This is a genomic window from Promicromonospora sp. NPDC023805, from assembly GCF_040639635.1.
Taxonomy (GTDB): domain Bacteria; phylum Actinomycetota; class Actinomycetes; order Actinomycetales; family Cellulomonadaceae; genus Promicromonospora.
Window position 1 is genome coordinate 116,705 of sequence record NZ_JBFAAH010000009.1, and the last position, 25,037, is coordinate 141,741.

At 71.1% G+C, this 25,037-nt stretch carries 24 protein-coding genes; 8 read left to right on the forward strand and 16 right to left on the reverse strand.

Annotation, left to right across the window (positions count from 1 at the left end):
- Window positions 1–68 precede the first annotated feature (68 nt).
- Window positions 69–1,148, reverse strand: coding sequence for a hypothetical protein (locus AB0F70_RS11545; RefSeq protein ID WP_357447886.1), 1,080 nt, complete (start codon window positions 1,146–1,148; stop codon window positions 69–71).
- 179 nt (window positions 1,149–1,327) lie between these two features.
- On the opposite strand from AB0F70_RS11545, the gene AB0F70_RS11550 reads away from it, so the two are divergent.
- Complete coding sequence (locus AB0F70_RS11550) at window positions 1,328–3,133, forward strand: chromosome partitioning protein ParA (protein WP_357447889.1); 1,806 nt, start codon at window positions 1,328–1,330, stop codon at window positions 3,131–3,133.
- An 82-nt stretch (window positions 3,134–3,215) separates the two neighbouring features.
- Here the strand turns inward: AB0F70_RS11550 and AB0F70_RS11555 are convergent, their stop codons facing one another.
- Together AB0F70_RS11555 and AB0F70_RS11560 are read right to left on the reverse strand one after the other, a co-directional pair.
- Window positions 3,216–4,037 (reverse strand): metal-dependent hydrolase, encoded by an 822-nt coding sequence (locus tag AB0F70_RS11555; protein ID WP_357447892.1) that lies wholly within the window; start codon window positions 4,035–4,037, stop codon window positions 3,216–3,218.
- Between the two features lie 166 nt (window positions 4,038–4,203).
- Window positions 4,204–4,686, reverse strand: a complete 483-nt coding sequence (locus AB0F70_RS11560) for a GNAT family N-acetyltransferase (RefSeq protein WP_357447895.1) — start codon at window positions 4,684–4,686, stop codon at window positions 4,204–4,206.
- Window positions 4,687–4,845: 159 nt separating this feature from the next.
- Between AB0F70_RS11560 and AB0F70_RS11565 the strand changes: the two genes are divergently transcribed.
- A complete protein-coding gene (locus AB0F70_RS11565; RefSeq protein WP_357447898.1) occupies window positions 4,846–5,907 on the forward strand; it encodes an LLM class flavin-dependent oxidoreductase in 1,062 nt (353 codons plus the stop codon).
- 79 nt (window positions 5,908–5,986) lie between these two features.
- Here AB0F70_RS11565 and AB0F70_RS11570 read toward each other — a convergent pair whose 3' ends face one another.
- The 5 genes from AB0F70_RS11570 to AB0F70_RS11590 all read right to left on the reverse strand — a co-directional run bounded on the left by AB0F70_RS11570 (window position 5,987) and on the right by AB0F70_RS11590 (window position 10,585).
- Window positions 5,987–6,457, reverse strand: coding sequence for an HNH endonuclease (locus AB0F70_RS11570; protein ID WP_357447901.1), 471 nt, complete (start codon window positions 6,455–6,457; stop codon window positions 5,987–5,989).
- A 650-nt stretch (window positions 6,458–7,107) separates the two neighbouring features.
- On the reverse strand, window positions 7,108–8,385 hold the full coding sequence (locus tag AB0F70_RS11575; RefSeq protein WP_357447904.1) for an arginine deiminase: 1,278 nt from the start codon (window positions 8,383–8,385) through the stop codon (window positions 7,108–7,110).
- On the reverse strand, window positions 8,382–9,104 hold the full coding sequence (locus tag AB0F70_RS11580) for a DUF1684 domain-containing protein (RefSeq protein WP_357447907.1): 723 nt from the start codon (window positions 9,102–9,104) through the stop codon (window positions 8,382–8,384). Before AB0F70_RS11580 ends, AB0F70_RS11575 begins: the two co-directional genes overlap by 4 nt.
- Before the next feature lie 30 nt (window positions 9,105–9,134).
- Entirely contained in the window at window positions 9,135–10,022 is an 888-nt protein-coding gene (locus AB0F70_RS11585) for an intradiol ring-cleavage dioxygenase (protein ID WP_357447910.1), read from the reverse strand.
- A 110-nt stretch (window positions 10,023–10,132) separates the two neighbouring features.
- Window positions 10,133–10,585 (reverse strand): nitroreductase/quinone reductase family protein, encoded by a 453-nt coding sequence (locus AB0F70_RS11590; protein WP_357447913.1) that lies wholly within the window; start codon window positions 10,583–10,585, stop codon window positions 10,133–10,135.
- Between the two features lie 107 nt (window positions 10,586–10,692).
- On the opposite strand from AB0F70_RS11590, the gene AB0F70_RS11595 reads away from it, so the two are divergent.
- Complete coding sequence (locus AB0F70_RS11595; protein WP_357447916.1) at window positions 10,693–11,085, forward strand: VOC family protein; 393 nt, start codon at window positions 10,693–10,695, stop codon at window positions 11,083–11,085.
- A 40-nt stretch (window positions 11,086–11,125) separates the two neighbouring features.
- On the opposite strand, the gene AB0F70_RS11600 is transcribed toward AB0F70_RS11595, so the two are convergent.
- Both AB0F70_RS11600 and AB0F70_RS11605 read right to left on the reverse strand, forming a co-directional pair.
- Window positions 11,126–12,043: a M23 family metallopeptidase gene (locus tag AB0F70_RS11600; RefSeq protein WP_357447919.1), complete on the reverse strand. Its 918-nt coding sequence runs from the start codon at window positions 12,041–12,043 to the stop codon at window positions 11,126–11,128.
- Window positions 12,044–12,183: 140 nt separating this feature from the next.
- Window positions 12,184–12,522 carry a PEP-utilizing enzyme gene (locus tag AB0F70_RS11605; protein WP_357447922.1) on the reverse strand — a complete coding sequence of 113 codons (339 nt, stop codon included), beginning with the start codon at window positions 12,520–12,522 and terminating at the stop codon, window positions 12,184–12,186.
- Between the two features lie 66 nt (window positions 12,523–12,588).
- Here AB0F70_RS11605 and AB0F70_RS11610 point away from each other — a divergent pair, with 66 nt between their 5' ends.
- Window positions 12,589–13,236, forward strand: a complete 648-nt coding sequence (locus AB0F70_RS11610; RefSeq protein ID WP_357447925.1) for a transcriptional regulator — start codon at window positions 12,589–12,591, stop codon at window positions 13,234–13,236.
- A gap of 32 nt (window positions 13,237–13,268) precedes the next feature.
- Window positions 13,269–13,862, forward strand: a complete 594-nt coding sequence (locus AB0F70_RS11615) for a histidine phosphatase family protein (RefSeq protein WP_357447928.1) — start codon at window positions 13,269–13,271, stop codon at window positions 13,860–13,862.
- A gap of 26 nt (window positions 13,863–13,888) precedes the next feature.
- Here the strand turns inward: AB0F70_RS11615 and AB0F70_RS11620 are convergent, their stop codons facing one another.
- The 4 genes from AB0F70_RS11620 to AB0F70_RS11635 form a co-directional block, all read right to left on the reverse strand.
- Complete coding sequence (locus AB0F70_RS11620) at window positions 13,889–14,338, reverse strand: NUDIX domain-containing protein (RefSeq protein ID WP_357447931.1); 450 nt, start codon at window positions 14,336–14,338, stop codon at window positions 13,889–13,891.
- Window positions 14,339–14,444: 106 nt separating this feature from the next.
- Window positions 14,445–15,077 (reverse strand): cation diffusion facilitator family transporter, encoded by a 633-nt coding sequence (locus tag AB0F70_RS11625; protein WP_357447934.1) that lies wholly within the window; start codon window positions 15,075–15,077, stop codon window positions 14,445–14,447.
- 141 nt (window positions 15,078–15,218) lie between these two features.
- The gene (locus AB0F70_RS11630; protein ID WP_357447937.1) at window positions 15,219–16,040 is read right to left on the reverse strand and encodes an ABC transporter permease; all 822 of its coding nucleotides are present in this window, start codon (window positions 16,038–16,040) and stop codon (window positions 15,219–15,221) included.
- Window positions 16,037–17,092 carry an ATP-binding cassette domain-containing protein gene (locus AB0F70_RS11635; protein WP_357447940.1) on the reverse strand — a complete coding sequence of 352 codons (1,056 nt, stop codon included), beginning with the start codon at window positions 17,090–17,092 and terminating at the stop codon, window positions 16,037–16,039. The genes AB0F70_RS11630 and AB0F70_RS11635 overlap by 4 nt, the downstream gene beginning before the upstream one ends.
- Before the next feature lie 115 nt (window positions 17,093–17,207).
- Here AB0F70_RS11635 and AB0F70_RS11640 point away from each other — a divergent pair, with 115 nt between their 5' ends.
- The 3 genes from AB0F70_RS11640 to AB0F70_RS11650 all read left to right on the forward strand — a co-directional run bounded on the left by AB0F70_RS11640 (window position 17,208) and on the right by AB0F70_RS11650 (window position 22,474).
- Window positions 17,208–18,224 (forward strand): WYL domain-containing protein, encoded by a 1,017-nt coding sequence (locus tag AB0F70_RS11640; RefSeq protein ID WP_357447943.1) that lies wholly within the window; start codon window positions 17,208–17,210, stop codon window positions 18,222–18,224.
- Window positions 18,225–18,319: 95 nt separating this feature from the next.
- A complete protein-coding gene (locus AB0F70_RS11645; protein WP_357447946.1) occupies window positions 18,320–18,853 on the forward strand; it encodes a hypothetical protein in 534 nt (177 codons plus the stop codon).
- A gap of 129 nt (window positions 18,854–18,982) precedes the next feature.
- Window positions 18,983–22,474, forward strand: coding sequence for an FtsK/SpoIIIE domain-containing protein (locus tag AB0F70_RS11650; protein ID WP_357447949.1), 3,492 nt, complete (start codon window positions 18,983–18,985; stop codon window positions 22,472–22,474).
- Between the two features lie 27 nt (window positions 22,475–22,501).
- On the opposite strand, the gene AB0F70_RS11655 is transcribed toward AB0F70_RS11650, so the two are convergent.
- Window positions 22,502–23,194 carry a response regulator gene (locus tag AB0F70_RS11655; protein ID WP_357447952.1) on the reverse strand — a complete coding sequence of 231 codons (693 nt, stop codon included), beginning with the start codon at window positions 23,192–23,194 and terminating at the stop codon, window positions 22,502–22,504.
- Window positions 23,191–24,942 carry an ATP-binding protein gene (locus AB0F70_RS11660; RefSeq protein ID WP_357447956.1) on the reverse strand — a complete coding sequence of 584 codons (1,752 nt, stop codon included), beginning with the start codon at window positions 24,940–24,942 and terminating at the stop codon, window positions 23,191–23,193. The genes AB0F70_RS11655 and AB0F70_RS11660 overlap by 4 nt, the downstream gene beginning before the upstream one ends.
- Between the last annotated feature and the right edge of the window lie 95 nt (window positions 24,943–25,037).

Genomic DNA, 25,037 nt, shown 5'->3' on the forward strand with positions numbered 1-25,037 from the left:
GGCTGGACCAGAGGAAATCTATCAGCGTCCCGCCACGCCGCTCAGTAAAGAGCCCGAGCCGTGACCTGTCAGCCGTTCCCGCCGGGCAGGGCGTCCTCGAGCTGGTCGGTCGCGTTCTGCTTGGCGTCGTCCACGCCCTGCTCGATCTGCTGCTCGACGGAGTCCTGGGCGTCCTTCTTCGCGTTCTCTACCGTCTCGTCGACGGAGTTCTGGACGTCCTGCTGGATGTTCTCCGTCGCCTCCTGCGCGTAGCCGACGATGCCGCCGACGGCGAAGACCACTATCCAGGCGACGACCGCGAGCCCGTAGGGCCAGATCGCGAGCGACGTGCCCAGCGAACGGATCGAGTTGAGCAGACCGGCGAGCGCGATGCCGAGCGCCGGGATCGTCATGTTGGCGGCCTGGTCGGACCACTCCGGGTTGAGGTTGAGCAGGCCGAGCACGCCGTCGCCGATACCGCGGAACAGCGGGAACTGCGAGACGTCCGGCATGACGTCGAACCCGGGGATCAGCCGGACGAGCTGGTAGACGCTCAGCGCGAGCAGGATCCGCGGGATCCAGGCCAGGACGGCGCCCGCCGCGGAACCGCCGGGGGAGTCGTCGCGCCGCTCTCGCTCGTGGCGGGGGACCGGCGGCATCGGCGGCGTCTGCTGCGGTGCCCGCGGGCTGTAGGCCTGGTCGAACGGCTGCGGCTGACCGTAGCCCGGCTGCTGGCCCGCCTGGCCGTAGCCCGGCGGCTGGCCGTACGCCTGCGTCGGCTGGACCGGCTGCTGGACCGGCGGCTGGCCGTACGCCTGCGTCGGCTGGCCGTAGCCCGGCTCGCCAGGGAAGGCGGCCGCCTGCGCCTGCGTGGGCTGCACGGTCTCGTACGGCCGGTACGGCCGCGCGGGCGGCGGGGTAGCGGCCCGGTAGTCCCGGCCCTGGTTCGCGCCCTGCTGCGGCACGCCCGACGGCGGCATGACCTGGGTCCGGTCGTCGTATCCGGCCTGTCCGCCGCGCCCTGCCTGCCCGTCCTGGACCGCGTCCATCCACTGTGTGGCGGCATACGATGACGGGGCGCCCGGCTGCGTATCCGGGCGAGCGGGCGGCCGCTGGATCTGCGTGGGGTCGTCCACCGGAGGAATACGGCGGGTGGGCTCGTCGGACACGCGAAGGCTCCTCGGTTGTGGTCCCGGTCTCGACACGTGCAGTCGGCACCTGATTGCGCGAGAACTTACCAGGTGGGGTGATTGCCCCGTTGGGGTGGCCAGGCGGACGAACATGTCCGACCCTTGCTTCGGGGGCGATCCACGCAATGCCGCCTGCCCAGGAACTTCGGAGGAAACGTATGAGCTCTGACACCGTGCCCCGCTGGCCCCGGATCGACGCGATAGTCCGGGAAGACGGTTCCGGTGAGGTGACGATCGACGGGACCTTCCACCCCATCACCACGGGCAGTCTGGAAGAGGCGCGCGTGGAGGTGCTGCGCAGGGTCACGGAGAACGCCGCGAAGGTCGGCCGGCCGGTGCGGGCGTCCGCGACGGGGCCAGAGGGGCTCTGGAACCTGATCGTCCACCCGGACGGGACGGTGGTGCCGGAGGAGGACGAACCCACGCCGCCGTCGGCCCCGACGCCGCAGGCGCCGCCGGCCACCGCCCCGGCCGGTGAGGCACCCGGCGAGACGCCGGTTATGGAGCCCGGGGCGATGCCCGGTCCGACGGCGGGACCCGGGCCGGTGTTCGAGGACGCACAGTTCGAGGACGCACAGGCAGTTGATCTGCCGCGAGGCGAGCCGGCTGACGCGGCCGGTGGCGCGGACCAGGACTCGTTCGGCACGGCGGTCGAGGCCGACCCGGAGGACACGGTGCGTCGTCTCCCGCGGACCCCCGAGGCCACTGAGGCCGCGGCGCCCGGCTCCGCGTCGGCCTACGCGCCGAGCGACGTGAGCTCCGGGGCGGGCAGCGAGCTCCCGGTCGCGGACCGGGTGCGGGCGACGGACGACACCAGGGGTGGCGCGGCGACCAGCCCGCCGAGCACCATCCAGGGCAGCATGCCGAACACGATGCCGGGCAGTCTTCCGAACACTGTGCCGGGCAGCATGCCGGGCCGGCCGGCGAGCCCCCCGTCCGGACCGGTCCACGCGGTGCCGGGCGCGAGGAGCAGCGGCGGTGGGCTGTCCGCACCCCCGTCGGACCCGATACCGGTGACCGACGGGGAGACTCCGCGTTCGCGGCGCGAGGCACGCGAGTCGTTCCTCACCCACCAGCAGGACGAGGAGCCCGCGACGCGCGGGTTCCGCGGGATGCTGACCCGGATCGGCATCCGGGTCGGGCCGAACGAGGCGGAGCGGGCCGAGCGGGCCGACGAGCGCGCCGTCAGCCAGCACTGGCCGGGGCCGCGCACGATCTCGATGGTGAACGGCAAGGGCGGGGCGGGCAAGACGCCGTCGACCGTGCTCCTCGCTGCCGTCTTCGCGCAGTTCGGCGGCGCGGGCGTGGTCACGTGGGACAACAACCAGACGCGCGGGACGCTCGGCTGGCGCACAGAGCAGGGCCCGCACGAGTCCACGCTGCTGGACCTGCTGCCGCAGACGGACCGCCTGCTCGGACCGTCAGCGCAGGCCGCTGACCTCGCGCGGTACGTGCACCACCAGACGCGCGACCGGTTCGACGTGCTGCGGTCCAAGCCGATAGCCATGGCGAACGAGCAGCGGATCGAGCCGCAGGACGTGGACGCCATCCACTCCGTGCTCTCCAAGTACTACCGGATGATCCTCATCGACTCCGGCAACGACGAGTCCGACCCCATGTGGCAGCGGATGATCGACCTGACCGACCAGCTCGTGGTCGCCACGACCACGCGGGACGACCACGCGGAGGCCGGGGCGCTGCTGCTGGAGGCGCTGTCGACCCGCGACGGCCGGTCGGCGTACCTGGCACAGCAGGCGGTAGTCGTCGTGAGCCAGGCCGACCAGAAGGAGCCCGCGAGCGAGCTGGAGAAGGTCGCCGACGGCTACCGGTCGCTGGCCCGCGAGGTGGTGACCATCCCGTTCGACCCGGCGATGGTCGACGGCCACCTCCGCTACGGCGCGCTGCGCCCGGAGACCCGGCGGGCCTGGCTGGCGGCCGCCGCGGCGGTAGCGGGCGGTCTCTGACCCACCTGAAACCGTTGAGTGCTGGATATCTGCGGCTTCCGAGGCCCGAAAGCGCAGATATCCAGCACTCAAACGACACGGGTCAGGCGGGGAAGAGCGCCACGAACTGGTACCAGACCGCCATCGTGTCGAAGTCCATCTGGTCCAGCAGCGCCCACACGATGCCGACGATCGCGTACAGCGAGAGCGGGATGAGCAGGATCCACTCGCGCACCGAGCCGGCGTCGCCGATGATCGGGATCGAGAGGTTGCCGCCGGTCCGCCACATCCAGTCGAGCTCGATGCCTCGCTTGTTGCGCATCCAGTACGGGGACCGGAACTTCAGCGGCCACAGCAGCGGCACACCGGCGGTCGTGATCAGGTCGCCGAGGATGTGCACGACGCAGCCGAGCGCCACGCTGAACGGCATCCAGTACCACTCCTCGGGCGCGAAGATCGCGATGAGGACCGCCAGCGTCACCGACATCGTCCACGGGAAGATCTTCGTGTCGCGCGTGATCTTCAGCGCCTTCAGGGCGAACGCGACCAGCAGCACGCACATGATGCCCGGTCCGATCAGGATCGCCCCGAACTCCTGGGTGCCCGTGTCGATGCTCAGGAAGCTCAGCGCCCAGGCGATCGCCGTGAACACGGCGACGCCCAGGATCGAGTGCGTGCCCTTGCGGTGTCCGCCCGACACGGCCTCGATGCCCTTGACCACGACGTTCGACACCGGCTTCAGCGAGTTCGCGATGGTGCCGGAGTGATGGTCGGCGTCGGGCAGCAGCGCCGCGCCCGCGCAGACGAGGGCTCCGGTGAACACGCTCGCGTCCGACACGGGGTACCAGCCGAAGGCGATCGGGGTCGAGGCGGTGACAGCGATCCAGGCCGCGGCTCCCGACGCGGCGTGGTGGCCTCCCATCATGGTGGTGTGCGCTCCAGTTCCCGGGTCTCCCCGAATCGACAGATGTTGTGGCAGGTGGCCCGCCGGCCCCCGGCCGGGCAGGCCGAAGTCCCTGGTGGCAGGGCCGAGCCAGGGCATTGAAGCAGGTGAGAGCGGTGGAGCGGGGGACGGCGCGCCGGTCCGGCGGTCAGGCGCCCGTCACATACGCGTAGTGGTGAAAGTGCTGGTCGCGGACGAAGCCCTCGGACTCGTACAGGCCCTGTGCCGCAACGTTGTCCCACGCCGTGGCCAGCGAGACGCGGATGGCGCCCGCCTCCTTGGCACGGCGGCACGTCTCCCGCACGAGAGCACGCGCCGCGCCCGTCCCGCGTGCGTCCGGAGCGACGAACAGGTCGTTGAGGACCCAGGAACGGCTCAGGCTCACGGACGACCAGGTGGGGTAGCTCTGGGTGAAGCCGACCACCTCCTCGGCGGCCGAGCCGGGCTCGGTACCCTCCGGCCGCACCACGGCGATCAGGAGCACGCAGTCGCCGGCGTCGCGGCGGGCGGTCAGATAGGCGCGCGCTTCGGCGTCGGGCACCTCCTGGTCGTAGAACCGGAGGTACTGACGGAATAGGTCGACCACGGCATCGACGTCGTCGTCGGTCACGGGGCGCACGTCAACAGACACCTCGCGATCATGTCAGGCCGAAGGGGGTGGGCGCCATGACCTTCGGGGATACCGCGACGATCCAGCGGGTGATAGAGGCGTGCGGCGCGCGAGCCCGCACCGGCGAACACGGTGCCCCGCTCCGGAACACGCCGGACCCCCTGACGGTTGACAGAGGCGATGAATACCCAGCCACGCTTGTCCGTCCTTGACCTCGTGCCCGTCCGTTCGGGCCAGACCAGCGCTCAGGCCCTGTCGGCCTCGCTCGAGCTGGTGGCGCTCGCCGACCGCCTCGGGTACGAGCGCTACTGGTTCGCGGAGCACCACAACATGGCAGCCGTCGCGGCGTCGTCGCCACCGGTCATGATCGCCGCCGCCGCCGCGCGCACCTCCCGCATCCGGGTCGGGTCGGGCGGCGTGATGCTGCCGAACCACGCCCCGCTCGTGGTCGCCGAGCAGTTCGCGGCGCTGGAGGCCATCGCGCCCGGCCGGATCGACCTCGGCATCGGCCGCGCCCCGGGCAGCGACCCCGTGGTCACGTCCCTGCTGCGTGCCACCGGTCCGACGGCGGACGTGGACCGCTTCCCGCAGCACGTCACCGACATCCTGAGCCTGATGGGGCCCGATGGCGCCCGCCTGCGACTCGTCTCCGGCGAGATCTACGACGTGCGGGCAACGCCCGCCGCCGGGAGCGTCCCGACCGTGTGGCTGCTGGGTTCCAGCGACTACTCCGCGAGGCTCGCCGCCGAGCTCGGCCTGCCCTACGTGTTCGCCAACCACTTCTCCGGCCAGGGCATGGACCAGATCCTCGCCCTGTACCGGGACGGCTACCGGCCGTCCGAGGAACACCCGGAGCCGCGTACGTTCATCACGTCCAACGCGGTGGTCGCGCCGACGTCGGACGAGGCGCACGACCGTGCCCTGCCGCAGCTGCGGCAGATGGCGAAGCTGCGGTCGGGCCAGAAGCTGGGCCCGCTCGAGACCGTCGAGGACGCGGTGCGTGCCACCGCCGACGAGCCCGCCGGCGGCATGATCGCCCAGTCGATCGAGGCGATGCGGGAGCGCTGGCTGATCGGCGACGCCCAGCACGTCGCCGCGGAGGTACGCGGCCTGGCCGAGCGGCACGGCGTCGAGGAGGTCATGCTCGTCCCGGTCGCCGGGTCCCGGGCCGACGAGCCCCTGGACGCGACGCCCGGCCGTACGCAGACCCTTGAGCTCCTGGCCGCTGCGCTGAACGGCTGAGACGCGAGAAAAGGGTCAGGCGATCGGCACTTCGCAGTTGCCGATCACCTGACCCTTTGCCTACCTCACCGTGCCCGGGCTAAGCCGCTCGGGCTGCCCGATGCCGGATGGCGCGCGCGTACTCCGCCCGCGGGACGTGTGGCGTCACGTAGAGGACCATGCCGGCCTCGGCCGGCGTGCGGTCCGCCTTGAGCGAGTTGCACTCGTAGCAGGCGGCCACAAGGTTCATCCACGTCGAGGGGCCCCCGCGCGACCGCGGCAGGATGTGGTCCACCGTCTCGGCGGGACCGCCGCAGTAGGCGCAGCTGCCATCGCGCCGCTTGACGCCCAGCTTGGTGCACGCGGGCGCCCCGTCCGACTTGTAGAGCCACCGCATCGTGACGTATCGGACCAGCCGCAGCACACGCGGTAAGGGGAACGGCCCGAAGGAGCGGCCGTCGACCGCCTCCTCCACTACCGCGACCTCGCGCACAAGCATGTGGATGGCGTGCCGGACCGATACCCGGTGCAGCGGCTCGTAGCCGGCATTGAGGACTAGGACGTCGGCCACGGGCCTGCTCCTTCCGGTGAGCTTGTCGTTCTCGTTCTTCTCGTGATTCGTGGGGTGGTGCTGTTGTCTCGGGCCGTTCTGTACAACTACCCCCGGGACGACAAGAGCCGCCCGGGAAAAGGCATCCCGAGGCGGCTCACGTTCGCTGGTCCGGCAGAACCGGATCAGCGGCGTATGGCGCCTCGTATGGCCTCACGGCCGTCTCGCAGGTGTGTCGCAGTGGTGGGGTAGGACGAAGCGGTGGTCGCACTGACCTTGCACAGGCCTGAGGCCTGGAGCGCGATGCTGATGCGGACCATCGTGGGTTTCGTCCTTCCGTCTAGTTCTGATCTGACCGTATGGATAAGGCTCGTATCGATATCGGCAGGTACCAAAGGCACACGACCTGCCGCCACGGCGCGAGTCCGTGTGTGAAGAAAGGTACAACGAGACCTTGGTAGCGTCTATGGCTTTTCCGGAACTGCAACCCAAGGATGCATCAAGTGTCCGGCGTGGCGCTGCATCACGGCGTGTCGCGCGCCTCCCGCTCACGGTCTGCCCAATGCCTTTGAGGTCTAAGTTGCTCCGTTCTGAATCGGTTCAGAGCGGAGCAACTTAGACCTCGAAGGGGTGGACGCCGGAGGGCGCCGGCGGGCGGGTGGGCGTGCGGGTTACCAGGTGACCGGCTCCCGGATGATCGGGCACGTCATGCAGTGGCCGCCGCCGCGGCCGCGGCCCAGCTCGCCGCCCGCGATCTCGATGACCTCGACGCCCGCCTTGCGCAGGAGTTCGTTGGTGGTGGTGTTGCGGTCGTAGGTGAACACCACGCCCGGCTCGACGGCGACCGAGTTGTTGCCGCTGTCCCACTGCTGGCGTTCCGACTCGTAGACGTCGCCGCCGGTCTCGATGACCCGCAGCTCGCCCAGCCCGGAGGCCTGGCCCACGACGTCGAGGAAGGACGACCCACCGGCGTCCGTGACGGACACGCCGAGCGGCCCGGAGTCCGGGCGCAGCACGAACGGGTGCACCCGGTCCACGATCCGCGGGTAGACGGTGACGGTGTCGACGTCGACGAACGTCATGACGGTGTCCAGGTGCATGGCCGCGCGCAGGCGCGGCATGCCGGCCACCACTATCTGCTCGGCCGCGCCCTGCTCGAAGAGGGACGCCGCGACCTGCGTGATCGCCTGGCGCGAGGTGCGCTCGCTCATGCCCATGAGGACCGTGCCGTTGCCGATCGGCATGATGTCGCCGCCCTCGAAGGTGGCCTCGCCGTGGCTGGTCTCCGGGTCGCCCCACCACACGCGGCTGCCGACGAAGTCGGGGTGGAACGCGTAGACCGCCTTCATGAGCAGGGTCTCGTCGCGGCGAGCCTGCCAGTACAGCGGGTTGAGCGTGAGGCCGCCGTAGATCCAGCAGGTCGTGTCCCGCGTGAAGAGGGTGTTCGGCAGCGGCGGCATGAGGTACTCACGCGCGTCCGGGCTCATGTCCGCGAGGGCGCGGAAGCCCGGCGGCAGCTCGGGCACGTCGGCGACCGCGAGGCCGCCGATCAGGTACCTGGCCAGCTCGTGCTCGGGCAGCGACTCCAGGTACTCGCGCGTCGCCTCGACCAGGCCGTTGCCCACGATCTCGGGCACGATCTTGCGGTCCAGGAGCCAGTCGCGCGCGCCGGGTACACGCAGCGTCTCGGCGAGCAGGGCGTGCAGCTCGACGACGTCGACGTCGCGGCTGCGCAGCTCGCTCACGAAGTCGGCGTGGTCCTGCTGGGCGCGTTCCACCCACAGGACGTCGTCGAACAGCAGGGCTGCCGAGTTGGACGGGGTGAGGCGCTGGTGTGCCAGGCCGGGCGCGCAGACCAGTACCTTGCGCAGGCGGCCGACCTCTGAGTGGACGCCGTACGCCGACGAGGGTGAGCCGGCAGGGGGCGGTGTGATGTCGATGGTGTTCATCGGGCGCTAACGGTACGCTCACCGACCGGGACCTCGATGTCGAGCGTGTTGCCCGACTGCGCGAGCGGGCAGGTCCACGCCGGGTCGTAGGCGCAGGACGGGTTGTAGGCGAAGTTGAGGTCGAGCACCAGGTCGCCGACGCCGTCGTCGTCCGGCCCGCCGCCCGCGCCGCCGTCGGACCCATCGGTGTGGCCGAGCCAGGCACCCTTGATGGTGTCCAGGAGGTAGCGGCCGCCGCCGTAGGTGCCGCCGGGCGGCCCGGCGAGAGCGTCCTTGATCGGCACGAACAGGCCGCCGCCGTACGAGGCGAGGCGCCAGACGTCGAGCGTGCCGAGGTCACCGAGGGTCTCGTGCCGGAGGGCGACCGTGCCGAGCAGCTCGAACGGCACGACGCCGTCGGTTCCGGTGGGGACGTCGAGGCGGCGCGGGGCGCCGTCGGGCCCGGGCTCGGCGGGCACCACCGGGGCGGTCAGGCGCCAGGCCGGGTCGTACGGGGTGACGGACAGGCCGGTGAAGCCGGGCTTCTCCTCGGGCAGGATGGGTGACGCCGGATGGGTCGCGAAGAGCTCGTCCCGGGCCGTGACCCACCCAGTGTGCGCGGCTGCCGGGTTCACCACGGCGCGGGCACGGACATCGGCGTACAGCGCGAAGACGCGCCGCCGCCAGTCCGCGGTCTGGAGGGCTGTGGTGACCGGGGACGTGGTGGCAGCGTGCGTCATGCGTCCGACACTACCGAGGCGCACCGACACTCACCCGGGCACCCGGAGCGTGGCCGTGTAGCCCTGGCTCACCGAGCCCGACGTCTTCGCCATCTGCAGCGCGTACCCGTCGGAGAACACCATGTCGGAGTCGAGGGTCACGCCCTGCAGGTTCGCGACGCTCTGCTCGTAGCCCGCCGTCGCGTACACGGCCTCGCTGACGGCCTGGGGGAGGGCGAGCTGCGAGGTGCGCATCCGGTTCGTGGCGCTGGTGGCGTCCTCCAGCGAGGGGTAGACCTCGAAGTGGATGTGCGGCCAGCGGCCCGGGTAGCAGGCGGGGAAGATCGACGTGAAGGTGACCTTGCCGTCGGCGTCGGCCTCCTGGACCCCGCGCAGGTAGTTCTGGTCCGTGATGTCGTACATCGAGTACTTGCCCTCGCGGTCGCAGTGCCACGCGTAGACGGCGGCGCCCGCGACGGGGGTGCCGGCGTCACCATCGCCGGAGACGTCCACGACGGTCAGCGAGAACGTGAGCGGGATGCCTTCCGCGGTGCCGGACGAGTCGCCGAAGCTGGTGGTGATGTCGCTGCGCACCACGCCCGTCGTCGTCAGGATGTTGGGGCCGTTCGTGCCGTCGGCGGGGTAGGGGCCGTTCGTCTCCTCGGGGATCTCGCCGTCGCCGACGTCGGCCTGCGAGGTGTCGTCCGGCGCGCCGCGTCCACCGGGACCGCCGGTCGGCGCCCCGGTGGACGCGATGTCGTTCGCGTTCGTCGTCGGTGAGCAGGCGGCGAGCGCCGCCACCAGCCCACCCGCGGTCAGCAGGCCGATGGCGTGCCGCCGGTTCAGGAGGGTGGGGAGGTCGTGGGAGAGCCCGAGGTCGTGCGGTTCGGGCTCCTCGTGCTCCCCGGGGCGGCCGGGCGTGGTGCTGTGGGTGCTCATGGGCCGAACGTAGGGCCGGCCGCTGGGGCACGCCCGTGGGGACGCTGGGAGGGTGCTGGAACCCTGGACGCGTTCGTGCTGGTCAGCGCGGGTCGGTCAGCGCGGGTCGGTCAGCGCGGCGTCAGCCGGATGACGGGGAGCTTCCGGTCGGTGGTCTCCTCGTACTTGCGGAAGTTGTCCGCCGCGGCCTTGATCTGCTGCCAGGCCTGCTCGCGCTCGGCGCCGTGCAGCTCCCCGGCGGTCACGGCGACCTTGCGTCCGGCCTGCTCGACGGTCACCTGGTCGGGGTGGGCGGCGAGGTTGAGGTACCACGCGGGGTTGGCCGGCGCGCCGTTGGCCGACGCGACGACGAGCCAGCTGCCGTCAGGGCCCGGGAACCACGCGAGCGGCGTCTGACGCTCCTGCCCGCTCTTGCGGCCGACCGTGGTCAGGACCAGGAGGTTCATCCCCATGGTCTTCCCCTCTGCGCGGCGGGCGCGCCCCATGAGCAGCCGGTTCATCCAGCGGAACGTGCGGCCTGGCTGCTTGGCGCCGCGGGTGCCAGTGGGGTGGGTGAAGCTCATGGTGGGTGCCTTCCCGGCAGACGACTGTCGTGGCCACAGATGGTTCGCACGACCGACTATAGGGGCGCAGGCCAGGCGCGGCGTGCGGCACGGCCTACGATTCTCTGGTGCTGCGACTCTCCGATGTCACCTACCTCGTCCTCGACCACGACGAGGCGATCACGTTCTTCGTCGACGCCCTCGGGTTCGCCGTCCGGGAGGACGAGACCAACGAGTCCGGCCGACGCCGGGTCGTCGTCGGCCCCGCGGACGGCGGGACCGGGTTCGTGCTCGCCGTGACCGACGACGTTGGCGCGGCGGGCGCCGTCGGGCGGCAGGCCGGCGGGAAGGTCGCGTTCTTCCTGGAGACCGACGACTTCGCGGCCCAGCACGCGCGGATGACGGCGGCCGGCGTGCGGTTCCGTGAGAAGCCCCGCCACGAGGTCTACGGGACGGTAGCGGTGTTCGAGGACCTGTACGGCATGCCGTGGGACCTGATCCAGCCGCCTGCGCAGGGCTGAGTATCTCCCTGCACAGGCGGAGGAGGCGCAGCCGGGAGGCTCAGTCGCAGTGCTCGAACGGGCTGGTGTAGCTGGTGCTGCCCACCGAGCCGCCCCACTTGACGCAGGTGCCGGGTGCGGACCGCTTGACCGGTCCCGCGTAGTACGAGTAGCTGCCGGAGTCGGTGGTGCGCGACGCACCCTCGGGCTCCAGGAAGGCCGATACCGGGCTCGGGGTGCCGAGGCTTGTCGACTTCAGGGTGACCACACAGTTGGCGCCGGTTGCGGAGTTGTACAGCAGGTAGGTCCGGCCGACGGTGCCGAGCGCCGCCTGGTCGATCACCGAGAAGCCGCTGCCGCAGACCTCTGCCGGGGTGTGCGGGTTGGTCGCACCGCCGCACGCGTTGGTGCTCGTGACCGCCTTCTTCTGGCCGACCGACACGGTCACGCCTTCAACGGTCGGGGTGGTGTCGACGACGCCGGACGAGCCGCGCTGCTCGTAGTGCAGGTGCGGCGCCTCCGAGCCGCCCGTGGACCCGACCGTCCCGATGACCGTGCCCTGGCTCACCGACATGGTCTGGCCCGGAGCCCGCACCATGGTGTCCAGGTGCGCGTAGCGGGTGCGCGTGCCGTCGCCGTGCACGATCTGCACCCACTTGCCGTAGCTGGTGCTGCCCTCGTCGTCGAAGGTGGCGGTGCCCGCCGCGGTGGCCCGGACGGTCTCGCCGTTGATGGCGTCGCCGCCGTAGCTCTGCCAGTCGATGGAGCCGTTGGGGTTGTGGCCACCGCTCCAGTTGTTGGCGTAGAAGGTCTTGCCGCAGCTGAACGGTGACTTGTGCGCGGTCGCCAGGACGCCGGCGTCGGGCGCCGCAGTGCTCGCCGGTGCCGCCGCTGCCGCGGGTGCGGCGACGAGCGTGAACGCCGTCAGGGCGGCAAACGCCCAGCGCCTGGTTCTGTGGAACGGGGAGGTGACTGACATGGTGCTCTCCATCCAGGTGGTCCGACTCTTGGTCTGACGCTGGAAGGCTGGCACGTCCGGTATGTGCTGCCCATGGGTAGCACTGCCCTGGACGGCGTACGTTCCGGTCTGCTGTGTCAGGCAGTGGGTCAGGCAGTGAGTCAGGCGGCGGTGACCCGCCCGGCCGCGCCGTCGACGGTGACGGTGTCGCCGTCGCGCAGCGCGGTCATGGCACCGGGGACCGCGAGCACCGCGGGGATCCCGTACTCGCGGGCCACTATCGCCGCGTGCGAGAGCACGCCGCCGGTCTCGGTGACGACGGCGGCGACGACGCCGAACAGGGCGGTCCACACGGGTTCGGTGAACCGGCACACGAGGACGTCGCCGGGTTGGACCCGCGCGAAGTCGTCGGGGCCGTGCACGACGCGCGCCGGACCGGTCGCGTGCCCGGGGCTGCCCGGCGTCCCCGTGATGCTCGTGGTGGCGGAACTGTCCGACATGTCTTCCTCCCTGGGCGTACCTACCTGCGTTGACATCAGCGACCAGGAGGATGCACGGTGAAAAATATGACGCACAACCCGGTGCTCGGCCGATCCTCTCAGCCCGAGCTGCTCGTGCTCCACTCGGTCCGGATCCAGGGCATGGCCGATGACGACGCCGTCGCCGTGCGGTTCGGCCTGAACGAGGCGGACACCCGTGAGATCTTGCTCGACGACGAGGCGTACGGCTGGATCAGGAAGGCGGCGTTCGGCGCCACGGCGGGCTGGTCGATGACCGACCGTGGTCGTGCCGAGGACGACCGGCGGCTGGCCGAGGAGCTGTCCGACGCGGGTGTCCGGCCCGGCGTCGAGCAGGTGCACGAGGCGTTCGGGCCGCTGAACGCGCGCCTGCTGCAGGCATGCACAGACTGGCAGCTGCGTCCGGAGGACGGCGACCGGCTCAGCGTGAACACCCACACCGACCCGGACTGGGACGCGGCGGTGCTCGCGGAGCTCGAGGCGCTGGACGACGAGCTGGCCCCGCTGGTGAGCGAGCTCCGCTCGCTGCTGGCGCGGTTCGAGGGGTACGACGAGCGCTTCTCCGCGGCGCTCGCGCACGCCCGGTCGGGGCGTGGCGAGTGGGTGGCCGGGACCGGTATCGAGTCGTGCCACGTCGTGTGGATGGAGCTGCACGAGGACCTGATCTCGACCCTCGGGATCCAGCGGGGCGCGTGATCGCGAGCAGGCCGGGCGATAGGTTCGTGCGCATGGCGACCAGACATCTCTACCTGGCCAGGCACGGCGCGGCGGACGCGTTCGGCGAGCTCACCGACGTCGGGCACCGGCAGGCCGGCCTCCTGGGGGAGCGGCTCGCCGGCCTGCCGGTCGACGCCGTCTGGCACTCACCGCTGCCCCGGGCGGCGGCGAGCGCACGGGTGATCGGCGAGCGCCTGCCGGGCGTCCCCGTCGCGGAGGCCGCGGAGCTCGTCGACCACGTGCCGTACGTCCCCGCCGCCGCCGACCTGTCGGCGGCCTGGGCCGGGTTCTTCGACGGGTTCGACGACGCCGAGCGCGCCCCGGGGGAGCGGCTCGCCGGAGCGCTGGTCGACCGGTTCGCGAAGACTGCCGAGACGGAGACGCACGAGGTGCTGGTGACCCACGCGTTCCAGGTGGCCTGGCTGCTGCGGCATGCGCTGGACGCGCCGCCCGCCCGGTGGCTGGGGCTGAACAGCGGCAACACGGCACTGACGGTCATCGAGTACCGGGACGGCCTGCCGCCGACAGTGGTGCTGTTCAACGACATGGGGCACCTGCCGCAGGACCTGCGCTGGACGGGTTTCCCGCCGTCGGCCCGGCCCTGAAGGGCTGGCCCTGAAGGGCTGGCCCGTCAGTCGATGAGGCCCGCCCAGCGGCGGGACAGGTCTACCAGCGGTACCCGGTCCAGCGCGTCGATCTCCTCGGGCGTGTGCCAGGCGACGTCGTCGGTTGAGCCGTCCTCCTCGACGCGCAGCTCACCGCCGGTGATGTGCGCGCGGTACACGATCCGCAGGGCCTGCACGGGGCGTTCCGACGGCCGCACGCGTTCCGCGGCGGGGATCACGAAGCTGTCGACACCGAGCAGGCCGTCCAGCTCGACGTGGTAACCGGTCTCCTCGAGGACCTCCCGGACTGCTGCGTCGGCGGGGTCCTCGCCCGGGTCGATCCCGCCGCCGGGCATGGTCCAGCCGCTGTGCGCGTACTCGCTCCAGTGGGGCAGGAGCATGCGCCCTTGGTTGTCGGTGATGACGGCATAGGCGGCGACCCGCAGATCGATCGCGGCTTCTGTACTGGTGAACATAGCCCCATCCTCCCGCCCGCCGTCCGTTGAGTGCTGGGTATTTGTCCTTCAAAACCGATTCAGCAGGACAAATATCCAGCACTCAACGGAGGGGGAGGGTGGGTGGTCAGTCGATCTTTTCGCCGTTCAGGGCCTTGGCCGCCAGGCGTTCCTCCTCGCTGACCTCCCATACCTCGTGCGCCGCGTGCAGCGCCAGCAGGATGATCGCGCAGCCAAGCACCAGGTCGGGCCACCCGGAGCCGGTCCAGAAGGTGACCAGGCCCATGGCGATCACCGCGACGTTGACCAGCACGTCGTTCCGGGCGGAGAGGAACGCCGCGCGGCCGAGCGCACCGCCGCCGTGGTGCACCCGGGCCAGCAGCCAGGCGCTGGTCCCGTTGACGGCTATCGCCCCGAGGGAGGCCAGCACGAGCGGGACGACGTCGGGCGCCGTCGGACCCGCGAACCGCTGCGCCGCCTCCCAGGCCGCCACCGCGGCCGGGACCAGGATGATCAGCGCCATGGCCTTGCCCGTCACGGCTCGCCGCGCCAGCGGCCAGCTGAGCGCGACGAGGATGAGCACGTTGATCGCCGTGTCCTCGAGGAAGTCGACGCTGTCGGCCAGCAGCGAGACCGACCCGGCGGCGAGCGCCACGGAGAACTCGACGAAGAAGTACGCGAGGTTGAGCGCCGCGACGACGGCCACGGTCCGGCGCAGCCGGGCGACGCGAGGATCTCTGACGGGGCGGTTGTCGGTCACGGTCACCCATTGTCGGGCCTGGACGCGGCGGCGGTGACCGCTGGCGGAGCAGCGTTCTACCCAGGGATTCGGTCCGGACTCGAGTGAGTTCCGGGCCGGATCCCTGGGTAGAGCGCAGCGGCTCGGGCCGCGCCTGGCTCCTCAGTCCGCCGAGCGGATCATCGCGCGGACGCCCACCGCGAGGCCCAGCGCGGCGGTGGCGAGCGCCGCCACCCAGCCCCAGGCGACTGTCGCGGACAGGAGGTCGCCGGCGAAGGCCGCCCGGCCCGAGTCGACGACGTAGCGCAGCGGGTTCAGGGCAGATGCCGCCCGCATCCACGCCGGACCGTTCTCCAGGGGCAGCAGCATCCCCGACAGCATCATGACCGGGAACAGGAACGTCTGCTGCACCACCCAGAACATCCATTCCTGCTTGCGCACCGCGAGCGCCAGCGCGTACGACAGCGAGCCGACGCCGATCCCGAGCACCGCGAGCTGCAGCAGCGTCAGCACCGTCCCGATCGGGTCCGGGCGCAGGCCGAACGGCAGCATGACCAGGACCACGATCGCCGACTGGACGATGATCGGCACCATCTCCTTCAGGGCTCGCCCCACGAGCTGCGCCGGACGGGACAGCGGGGTGACGAGCATGCGCTCGTGCACGCCTGAGGAGAGGTCGAGCTGCAGGTTGGAGCCCGTCACCGACGTGCCGAACAGGGTGGTCATCGCGAGCACGGCGGGCACGAACCACAGCCAGACGTCGCCGCCGAGCGCCTCGCCCGCCGAGCCGGCCAGGAGCGGGCCGAACAGTCCGAGGAAGACCAGCGGCTGCACGAGGCCGAAGACCAGCGAGAACGGGTCGCGCACCACCGGCTGGAGCTCGCGGACCAGGACGATCCGGGTGTCGCGCAGGAAGCTGCGGCGGGGGAGCGGCCGGGCAGTGCCGGAGGTGGTGGTACCGGGGGTCAGGGTCGCTGCGCTCATGCCAGGACCTCCTTCTTGTTGGTGCTGGTCAAGGGGGTGGTTTCGGCGGGTTCGCCTCGTGAACCGGGCTCGCCCGTCGGGCTCTCCCGCAGGCTGCGCCCGGTGAGGTTCAGGAAGACGTCGTCGAGCGTGGGCCGTGTGACGTCGACGCGGCTCACCGTGACGCCCGCGGCGTCGGCCGCGCGGAGCAGCCCGGGTGTGGCGCCGGGTCCGTCGGCGGTGCGGATCTCGACGGTCCTCGCCCCGCCCGCCGCGCCGGCCTCGACCCGTACCGAACGCGTGCCGGGCGCCCGCTCCGCGATGGCGGCCAGTGCCGCCGCGTGCTCGGCCGTCACGCCGAGGGTGACGAGGTCGCCCGCGAGCTCGGCCTTCAGTGCGTCGGCGGTGGCGTCCGCGATGACCTGCCCGTGGTCCACCACGATCACCCGCTCGGCGAACGTGTCCGCCTCGTCGAGGTAGTGCGTGGTCAGCACGATGGTCATCGGCTCGGCCGCCGCGGTCCGCATGCGGAGGATGTGCTCCCACAGGTTCGCGCGGTTGTGCGGGTCCAGGCCGGTCGACGGCTCGTCGAGGAACAGCAGCGACGGCTGGTGGACCAGGCCGACGGCCACATCGAGGCGGCGCTTCTGCCCGCCCGACAGGCTCTCGATCTTGCGGTCCGCCTGCTCGGTCAGGTCCAGGGCCTCGACCAGCTCCGCCGCGCGGCTCCGGGCCGTCCGGCGGTCCAGGCCGTAGATCTCGCCCTGGGTGACCAGCTCGTCGCGGACGAGCTGGGACGCCCCGCCGGCGCCGCCCTGGCCGACGTAGCCGATGGCGGCGCGGACGCGGTCGGGCCGGGTGGCGACGTCGTACCCGGCGACCTCCGCGGTGCCCGACGTCGGCGGGATGAGCGTCGTCAGCATGCGCAGCGTGGTGGTCTTGCCCGCGCCGTTGGGGCCGAGCACGGCCACCAGCTCGCCGGGCTCGACGTCGAGCGAGATGCCGCGCACGGCGTGCACCGTGCGGGTACGGCTCACCACGAAGTCCTTGGTGAGCGCTTGGGTGCGGATCACGATGTCTCCTTCTTACGATCTGGCTGACGGTCTGGTTCTTCCGGCTGGCTACGTGTCCCACTCTCTCGGTAGTAGCGGTCAGGTTCTGGCCTCTATCCCGTGCGATGCTGAACTCATGCTCGAGACCTCCGGACGCCTCCTCGCTCTCCTGTCGCTCCTCCAGGCCCGACGGGACTGGCCGGGTGCGCTCCTGGCCGACCGGCTGAACGTGAGCCCGCGCACCGTGCGGCGCGACGTCGACCGCCTGCGCGAGCTCGGCTACCCCGTCAACGCCACCAAGGGGCCCGACGGCGGCTACCGCCTCGACGCGGGCGCCGAGCTCCCGCCGCTGCTCTTCGACGACGAGCAGGCGGTCGCCGTCGCGGTCGCGCTCCGCACGGGGACCATCCCCGGCGCCGAGGAGGGGGCGCTACGGGCCCTGGCCACCATCCGGCAGGTGATGCCGGCGCGGCTCCGGGCCCGGCTGGACGCGCTCGAGGTGACCACCGTGCGGCGTCGGCGGGCCGGAGTGGCCGGGGCCGCCGAGCCGGTGGTCGACCCCGACCTCCTCCTCTCCCTCGGCTCGGCGTGCCAGGCCCGCGAGGTGGTGCGCTTCGACTACGAGGGCGGCACGATGGCCGCGATCGGCGAGGGCGTGGGCGCCTTCCGGCCGCCGCGCCGGGTCGAGCCGCACCACCTGGTGACGTCGGACGGGCGCTGGTACCTCGTGGCGTTCGACCTCGACCGCGACGACTGGCGGATGTTCCGGGTGGACCGGATGCGGCTCCGCACCGGGACCGGGCCGCGGTTCACGTTCCGGGAGGTGCCCGGCGGCTCCGTTGCGGACTTCGTCGGCTCCCGGATCAGCGGGTCGCCGTCACCGATCCACGGCGAGGCGGTGCTCCACGCACGGGCCACCGACATCGCCCCCTGGGTCAACGGCCAGGGCCTGTGCGAGCCCCTGCCGGACGTCGACGGCATGCCCCGCTGCCGCGTGGGACTGGGCTCGTGGTCGTGGGGCGGTCTGGCCGCGCGGTTCGGCGCCTTCGACGTGCCCTTCGAGGTGGAGGGTCCGCCCGAGCTGGTGGCGGCGACCCGCGAGCTGGCCGGCCGGTACCGCGCCTCGCTGCCGGACGGCGTCCCCAGCCAGTAGGTTGTGCGCGTTCCCGAAACGGACACAGCAGACAACGGACACAGCAGAAACTGTCGTCACAGACAACGAACCAGCAGACAAAAGAGAGCGTGCGCATGACGAATCTGTCCGACTTCAGCGACGACGAGCTGGGCCAGATCCTGGACGCGCCGGGAGCGGTGCTGAAGGGTGCCACCCTGGCGGACGGCCGGCCCGGCGCGATCCGGTTCATCCGGGAGACCGCGACCGGCGCCAAGGTGTTCCGGGAGGCGCAGCAGCACGAGAACGACTTCATCCAGTCGGTGGCGCTCGCGCTGCGGGACAGGATCAAGGACGAGGAGGCGGCCGAGGCGTCCCCGGCCGCCAAGGTGGGCACGCCGGAGGGTGTTGCCGTGCCGGAGGACCCGCGTCCGGACCCGGAGCGCGACACGGCGAAGGCCGTCGAGCTGACCGCGGCCTCGATAGCGGTGCTGCGGGAGCGGGCGGACCAGGAGGACCTCGCCGCGTACGGCGACTGGCTGCTCCGGATCGCCACGGAGGTCGTCAAGGCCACCAAGTCCAAGGAGGGCGGCTTCTTCAGCAAGCGCCTCACGGTCAGCGAGGGCGAGCAGGCCTATCTCGACCGGCTGACGGCGGCGATCGGCCGCTGAGGAGCGCGGCCTGCGGCCCTGACTCGTCGTACTCGGTACGACGAGTCAGGGCCGCAGGCAGGAAGGGGCTGGCGCGCCGACGGAGACACGCGCCGGCCGTCCGATATTCTGCGCGCCACGGAGGTGACGATGCGCACATGGTGGCGCAGGACGCTGCAGCTTGCGGTATGGGGGGCGGCGGTCGGTGCGATTTGGCTGGCAAACATGGCAGGCGCACGAATCCTCGAGAGCGACCTGACGCCCGCAGTGTTCGTGCAGTGGGACACCTTGCGATGGGTCTTGTTCGCGGCGATCGTCGGTGCCATCGGTCTGGCCGCGCGCCGACTTCACCAGAGACTCGAGTCCGAGCTGGCTCGATCGGATATGGTCGCGACGATCCGAAACGCTCCGCTTCTGTCGAGCGTGCACATTGAACGCACGCGTGAAACGGATGCGATCGACGCACGCCTGTCGGCGCGCAGGTCGCACGTGCTTGCATTGACCGGTCCGGAAGGTGTCGGAAAATCCACGCTGATCGCCCGATACCTGGCCACTGAAGGAACGAGATTTCGACCCGCGTGGTGGATCGACGCGAGTTCTGCCGAGGGTGTTGTTCGTGGCCTTGGCGACCTCGCGAGATCGCTTGACCTGGGCCTGCCGGGCGAAGGTCCGCGCGAGCTCGCCGAACGGGCACTCACGTGGCTGTCGAGAGACTCTGGCTGGCTGGTCGTCCTGGACGGACTGGCAGAGGTCTCGCATATCGAGCTGATCCTGGTGCGAACGACCGACGTCGTCGACGGCCACCGGAGTGCCAGCGGGCGCATCGTGATCACGACCCAGTCGGACAGCGTGTGGGCCGAACTGCGCATCGACACACTTCGCATAGATCCACTCGACCGAACAGACGCGGCGCAATTGTTGTTCATGTCGATGGGTTCACCGCACCAATGGCACCAGGTAGCCGCGGAAAAGCTCGTCGCGGAGCTGGGATGCAACCCAGGGCGAATCGTCGATGTCGGCGCCAGAATTCTCGCCAACAAGATGTCTGTCGAAGCATATGCGGAGACCCTGACCGATGACCCCGAGAGGCTTGTCGACCCGCACGGCCTGCCGTCACGGATTGCCCTCGTGGAACTCTTGGGCCCGGACGCCATCGCCACCCCGGAGAAAATTCTGGAACGCTGGCACGCCAACGGTTCGACGCGCACCTCGGGCGACCTGAAGTCCGACACACCGCGAACCAAGGGACTGCGGACAGTGGTGGGCCAGTCTGAATTCGGCCCGCTGTCGCTCGACCTTCGGTCTGATGGCCTGAACGCGCTGGTCGGAGCCACCACCGGAGGTGGTAAGTCTGAATTCCTTCAGACGTGGGTGCTGGGTCTGGCGCTCGAGTACGGCCCGGACCGCGTGACCTTCCTGTTCGTGGACTACAAGGGCGGATCCGCGTTCGCCGACTGCGTCCGGCTCCCGCACTGCGTCGGCGTCATCACGGATCTGTCGCACCGCCTCGCGCAACGCGCCCTGACTTCCTTGCGGGCTGAGCTGCACAGGCGCGAGCACCTCCTCAACAAGAAGAAGGCCAGGGACCTCCTTGAGCTGGACAAGCGCGGCGACCCCGAGGCGCCGCCGTCGCTGGTCATCATGGTCGACGAGTTCGCACCTCTGGCAGGGGATCTTCCGGAGTTCGTGGATGAATTGGTCGACATCGCGAAGCGAGGCCGACCATTAGGCATCCATCTGATCATGGGAACCCAGCGCCCCACCGGTGTCGTGAGCAAGAGCCTGAGTGCGATCGCTGGGCTCCGGGTGGCACTGAGGACAGCCGACGGTGCGGATTCACACGTCTTCTTGGGTAGCGAGCTGGCGGCCGAGATCGACCCACGGAAGACCGGACGGGCTTACGTCAAGAAATCTACTTCCGGCGAGATCGTGGCATTTCAGGCTGCATACTCCAGCGGTTGGTCGATGACTTCACCCACGGACGATGACGCGGACGACGATGACGTGAGCCTGGGTCCGAACGACCAGCAGCAGCTCGTCGAGCGGATCCAGGAGGCGTTCACCGCGGGCGGCCTGCCACTGCCGCGCCGCCCGTGGCTGGACTCGCTCGCCGACGGCTACGACCTGACCCGGCTGCACCAGCGCACCGACAGCGAGCTGCTGATCGGCGTCGCCGACATCCCTGAGCAACAGGTGCAGCGGCCCATCTACTTCTACCCGGACCAGGACGGGCATCTGGGCATCTACGGCACCAGCGGGTCAGGCAAGTCGACCGCCCTGCGCACCCTGGCTACCGCCGCCGGCATCACACCCCAGGGCCGACCCGTGCACGTGTACGGGCTGGACTTCGCCGCCGGCGCCCTGCGGATGCTGGAGTCGCTCCCGCAGGTGGGCACCATCGCCCAGGGCACGGACCACGAGCGGGTCGTCGGCCTGCTGCGCATGCTGCGCGACAAACTTCTGGAGCGGCGTGAGGCGTTCGAGGCCGCGAACGCCTCCAGCCTGACCGAGTACCGGTCGCTCACGGATCACACTGACCTTCCGCGCATCGTGGTGGTGCTGGACGGGTTGCCGAAATTCCGTGAGGAGTACGACACGAGCCTGGGCCGTATGGAGTGGTTCACGGCGCTTCACGACATCTTTGACAGCGGCCGCGGCGTCGGAATGCACGTCATCTTCACCGCCGACCGGTACAGCGCCGTGCCGAGCTACGCGCGGTCCACGCTGCAGCGCAACATCCTCCTGCGGATGCCCGCCGACGGGTTCCTCATGTTCGACGCACCGCGCGACATCGTCACCCAGGCCTCGCCGTCGGGCCGGGCAGTGGTGGACGCCCTGGAGGTACAGGTCGCGGTGGTCGGCGGGACGTCGTCGGTACAGGAGCAGGCGAAGGCGACCGAGCGGCTGGCGGAGTCGATGCGCCGGGCCGGTGCCGGGCCTGCGCCCGCGGTCCAGTTGCTCCCGCGGGAGTACCCCGCCGCGCGTCTGCCCGACTTCGTCGGGGCCGAGCGTTGGCCCGTGCTGGGGCTGGACGATATGCGGATCGCACCGGTGGGCTTCGAGCCGACCGGCACGCTGGTCGTGGCCGGTCCTCCGGGGTCGGGGCGGTCCAACGCGTGTGTCGCGATCTGCCGGGCCGTGCAGCGGGCCGACCCCGGGGCCCGTCTGTACCTGTTCGCCGCAGCGCGTTCGGCGATCGCCGGCGAGCTGCCCTGGGTGGACACAGCAACAGACGCCAACAGTGTGGCAACCCTGGCTGAGGACCTGCTTCACGCGGTGCAGGACGAGGAGAGATCGCGGCGCATCGTGGTGGTCGTCGAGGGCTTCGACGAGCACCTCGATGGCCCTGCCGACCAGCCGATCCAGGATCTCACCAAGGCGATCCGCAAGTCCGACCACCTGCTGGTCGCGGAGGCCGAGACGTCGGCATGGAGCTCGAGCTGGCGGCTCCTCAGCGAGGCCAAGGAGGGTCGCAGTGGGCTGATCCTGCAGCCAGAGAGAATGGACGGCGACATCATCCTGAATACGACGCTGCCCCGAGCGGAACGTAGCGAGTTCCCCCCGGGCCGCGGTGTGTGGGTGGCGCGGGGAAAGAGCGTGCGCGTCCAGGTCCCGCTGGTGCTGGGCGCTGGAACAGGCTGACACAGGAGTCGACGCGGGGGCCGGGGCTCAGGCGCGCTCCCGGGCGTACTCGAGCTCGGGCCGCCCGCGTGCCCCGTAACGAGGCGCCCGGGACGCGACCCCGGCGTCCGCGAGGAACTCCAGGTAGCGGCGTGCGGTGATGCGAGCGAGGTGGAGCTCGTCCGCCACCTCGCTCGCCGACAGCGCGCCGGGCCGCCGGGCCAGCAGGTCGGACACCGCGTCCAGGGTGTCCTGGGACAGCCCTTTCGGGAGCCCCGCGGCGTTGGAGGTCCGCAGCGCGGCGAACGCCGTGTCGACCTCACGCTGGCTGAGCGTGGAGACCGGCGAGCGCATCTGCTCGAAGTACTTGCGGTACGCGCCGAGCTTCTCGGCGAACAGCCCGAACACGAACGGCTTGATCAGGTACTGCACGACGCCGATGGCGACCGCCTCGCGCACCGTCTCGAGCTCGCGGGCCGCCGTCACCGCTATGACGTCCACGACAAGGCCCGCCGCGCGCAGCTGCCGGCACAGGACCAGGCCGTGCAGGTCGGGCAGGTTCATGTCGAGCAACAGCAGGTGGACGTCCTCGCCCGCGGCCGCCGCGTCGCGCAGCGCGCGCACGGTCTCGCTCGCGGTGTGCACCACCCCGGCCAGCTCGAAGCCCTCGACCCGGCGCACGTACTCGCCGTGCGCTTCCGCCGTGCGGTGGTCGTCCTCCACGACCAGTACCCGGATCATGCTCCGCTCACCTGCGCCCCGGCGGCGCCGGCCGACCGCGCACCCGCGGTACCGGTCGCCCGTACCCGCTGCGCGACGGCGGCCGGACGGGGCAGCGTGACCGTGAAGACCGCCCCGGCGCTCGCGCCGGCGCTCGCGCCGGTGCTCGTGCCAGTGACATGCGAGACCTCGATGTCGCCGCCGAGGCTCTCGACCACCTGGCGCACGAGCGCCAGCCCGTAGCCGCGTCCGCCCGCCGTCGCGTCCTTGGTGCTCCAGCCGTGCTCGAAGATGCGCTCGCGATCCGTGTCGGCGATCCCGGTCCCGCTGTCGGAGACCTGGAAGACCAGCGAGCCGTCGTCGCCGTTCGCGAGGTACACCTCGACCCACGCCTCGGCGGCCGGCTCGGTGGTGTCCTCCAGGGCGCGGGCCGCGGCGGCGTCTATCGCGTTGTCGATCAGGTTGCCCAGGATCGTCACGACGTCGACCGGCTCCAGCCAGTGCGTGCCCGGCGCGATGTGCGTCTCGAAGTGCATCTCCACCGCCCGTTCGCGTGCCTGTGCCGCCTTGCCCAGCACGAGCGCGGCGATGACGGGCTCCTCGATGGCCTGCACCACGCGGTCCGTGAGCCGCTGACCGAGGTCGCGCTCGCTGGCGACGAAGCGCAGCGCCTCGTCGCTGCGGCCCAGCTCGATGAGGGTGGCGATGGTGTGCAGGCGGTTGCTGAAGTCGTGGGTCTGGGCACGCAGCGCCTCCGAGATGGTGCGCACCGACGACAGCTCGCCGGTGACCCGCTGCAGCTCCGTGCGGTCGCGCAGGGAGATGACCTCGCCGACGTTCCGGCCCGACGCCGCCGCGGTGTCCCGGCCCACCAGCAGCACCCGGTCGCCCACCCGCACCGGTCCCTCGGGCGTGCCGCCGCCCAGCACGTCGCGGACGGCGGGGGACAGGCGCGGGTCGGCGACGGCGAACGGGGCCGCGAGGTCGGGCACGCCGAGCAGGCGCAGCGCCTCGTCGTTGGCGAGCACCACCGTGCCGTCCCCGACGAGCAGCATGCCCTCCTCGACCGAGTGCAGCACCGCCTCGTGCGCGGTGAAGAGATAAGCCAGCTCGTCCGGGCCCTTGCTCTCCGTGATCCGGTCCAGGCGGCGCGCGAGCAGGGCCGCGGCGACGGCGCCCGCGCCGAACGCCAGGAGCGTCCCGATACCGACGATGACCAGGCGCGGGACGATGCTGTCCCACAGCCGGTCGAGCGTCACCCCGGCCGACACCATGCCGACGACCTCGCCGTCGTCCGCCACGACCGGGACGACCGCGCGGACCGACGGGCCGAGCGTGCCGTCGTAGACCTCCGTGAACGTCTCGCCGCGCAGGGCCGGAGCGGTGCTGCCCACGAACGCGCGGCCGATCTGCCACTCGTTGCGGTGCGTGTACCGGGTCCGGTCGGTGTCCATGACGGTGAGGTAGTCGATCTGTGTCGCCTCCATCACCCGTTCGGCGTACGGCTGCAGCACGCCCGACGCCTCGGCCACGGAGCCCGCACGGCCGGTGGCAGCGTCTGCGTGCGCCCGGGCGACCGTGTCGATCACCAGCGACTCCGCGGCCACCGTGGCCGCGAGGTCCGTGCTCTCCTTCGCCGCGTGCGCCTGCGCGGTGGACCGGGCGTCGAGCACCAGGAGCCCGAAGACGACCATCGCGCCGACGAACAGCAGCGTCGTGTGCACCGCGAGGAACCACCTCGCGATACTCGCACCCCGTCGCTGCGCCACGGACCCATTGTGGCCCCCGGCGCCGACGGGTCCGACCATCTGGAGAACACTATGTACGCAATGGCGGGAATCACCGTTCCTCCCAGCACTCTTAC

Bases quoted from the DNA above. Each gene is read 5' to 3' on its own strand.
- AB0F70_RS11550 (WP_357447889.1), top strand. From the start codon at position 1,328: ATGAGCTCTGACACCGTGCCCCGCTGGCCCCGGATCGACGCGATAGTC.
- AB0F70_RS11555 (WP_357447892.1), bottom strand. From the start codon at position 4,037: ATGATGGGAGGCCACCACGCCGCGTCGGGAGCCGCGGCCTGGATCGCT.
- AB0F70_RS11565 (WP_357447898.1), top strand. From the start codon at position 4,846: ATGAATACCCAGCCACGCTTGTCCGTCCTTGACCTCGTGCCCGTCCGT.
- AB0F70_RS11575 (WP_357447904.1), bottom strand. From the start codon at position 8,385: ATGAACACCATCGACATCACACCGCCCCCTGCCGGCTCACCCTCGTCG.
- AB0F70_RS11580 (WP_357447907.1), bottom strand. From the start codon at position 9,104: ATGACGCACGCTGCCACCACGTCCCCGGTCACCACAGCCCTCCAGACC.
- AB0F70_RS11585 (WP_357447910.1), bottom strand. From the start codon at position 10,022: ATGAGCACCCACAGCACCACGCCCGGCCGCCCCGGGGAGCACGAGGAG.
- AB0F70_RS11590 (WP_357447913.1), bottom strand. From the start codon at position 10,585: ATGAGCTTCACCCACCCCACTGGCACCCGCGGCGCCAAGCAGCCAGGC.
- AB0F70_RS11600 (WP_357447919.1), bottom strand. From the start codon at position 12,043: ATGTCAGTCACCTCCCCGTTCCACAGAACCAGGCGCTGGGCGTTTGCC.
- AB0F70_RS11605 (WP_357447922.1), bottom strand. From the start codon at position 12,522: ATGTCGGACAGTTCCGCCACCACGAGCATCACGGGGACGCCGGGCAGC.
- AB0F70_RS11610 (WP_357447925.1), top strand. From the start codon at position 12,589: ATGACGCACAACCCGGTGCTCGGCCGATCCTCTCAGCCCGAGCTGCTC.
- AB0F70_RS11615 (WP_357447928.1), top strand. From the start codon at position 13,269: ATGGCGACCAGACATCTCTACCTGGCCAGGCACGGCGCGGCGGACGCG.
- AB0F70_RS11620 (WP_357447931.1), bottom strand. From the start codon at position 14,338: ATGTTCACCAGTACAGAAGCCGCGATCGATCTGCGGGTCGCCGCCTAT.
- AB0F70_RS11630 (WP_357447937.1), bottom strand. From the start codon at position 16,040: ATGAGCGCAGCGACCCTGACCCCCGGTACCACCACCTCCGGCACTGCC.
- AB0F70_RS11640 (WP_357447943.1), top strand. From the start codon at position 17,208: ATGCTCGAGACCTCCGGACGCCTCCTCGCTCTCCTGTCGCTCCTCCAG.
- AB0F70_RS11645 (WP_357447946.1), top strand. From the start codon at position 18,320: ATGACGAATCTGTCCGACTTCAGCGACGACGAGCTGGGCCAGATCCTG.
- AB0F70_RS11650 (WP_357447949.1), top strand. From the start codon at position 18,983: ATGCGCACATGGTGGCGCAGGACGCTGCAGCTTGCGGTATGGGGGGCG.
- AB0F70_RS11655 (WP_357447952.1), bottom strand. From the start codon at position 23,194: ATGATCCGGGTACTGGTCGTGGAGGACGACCACCGCACGGCGGAAGCG.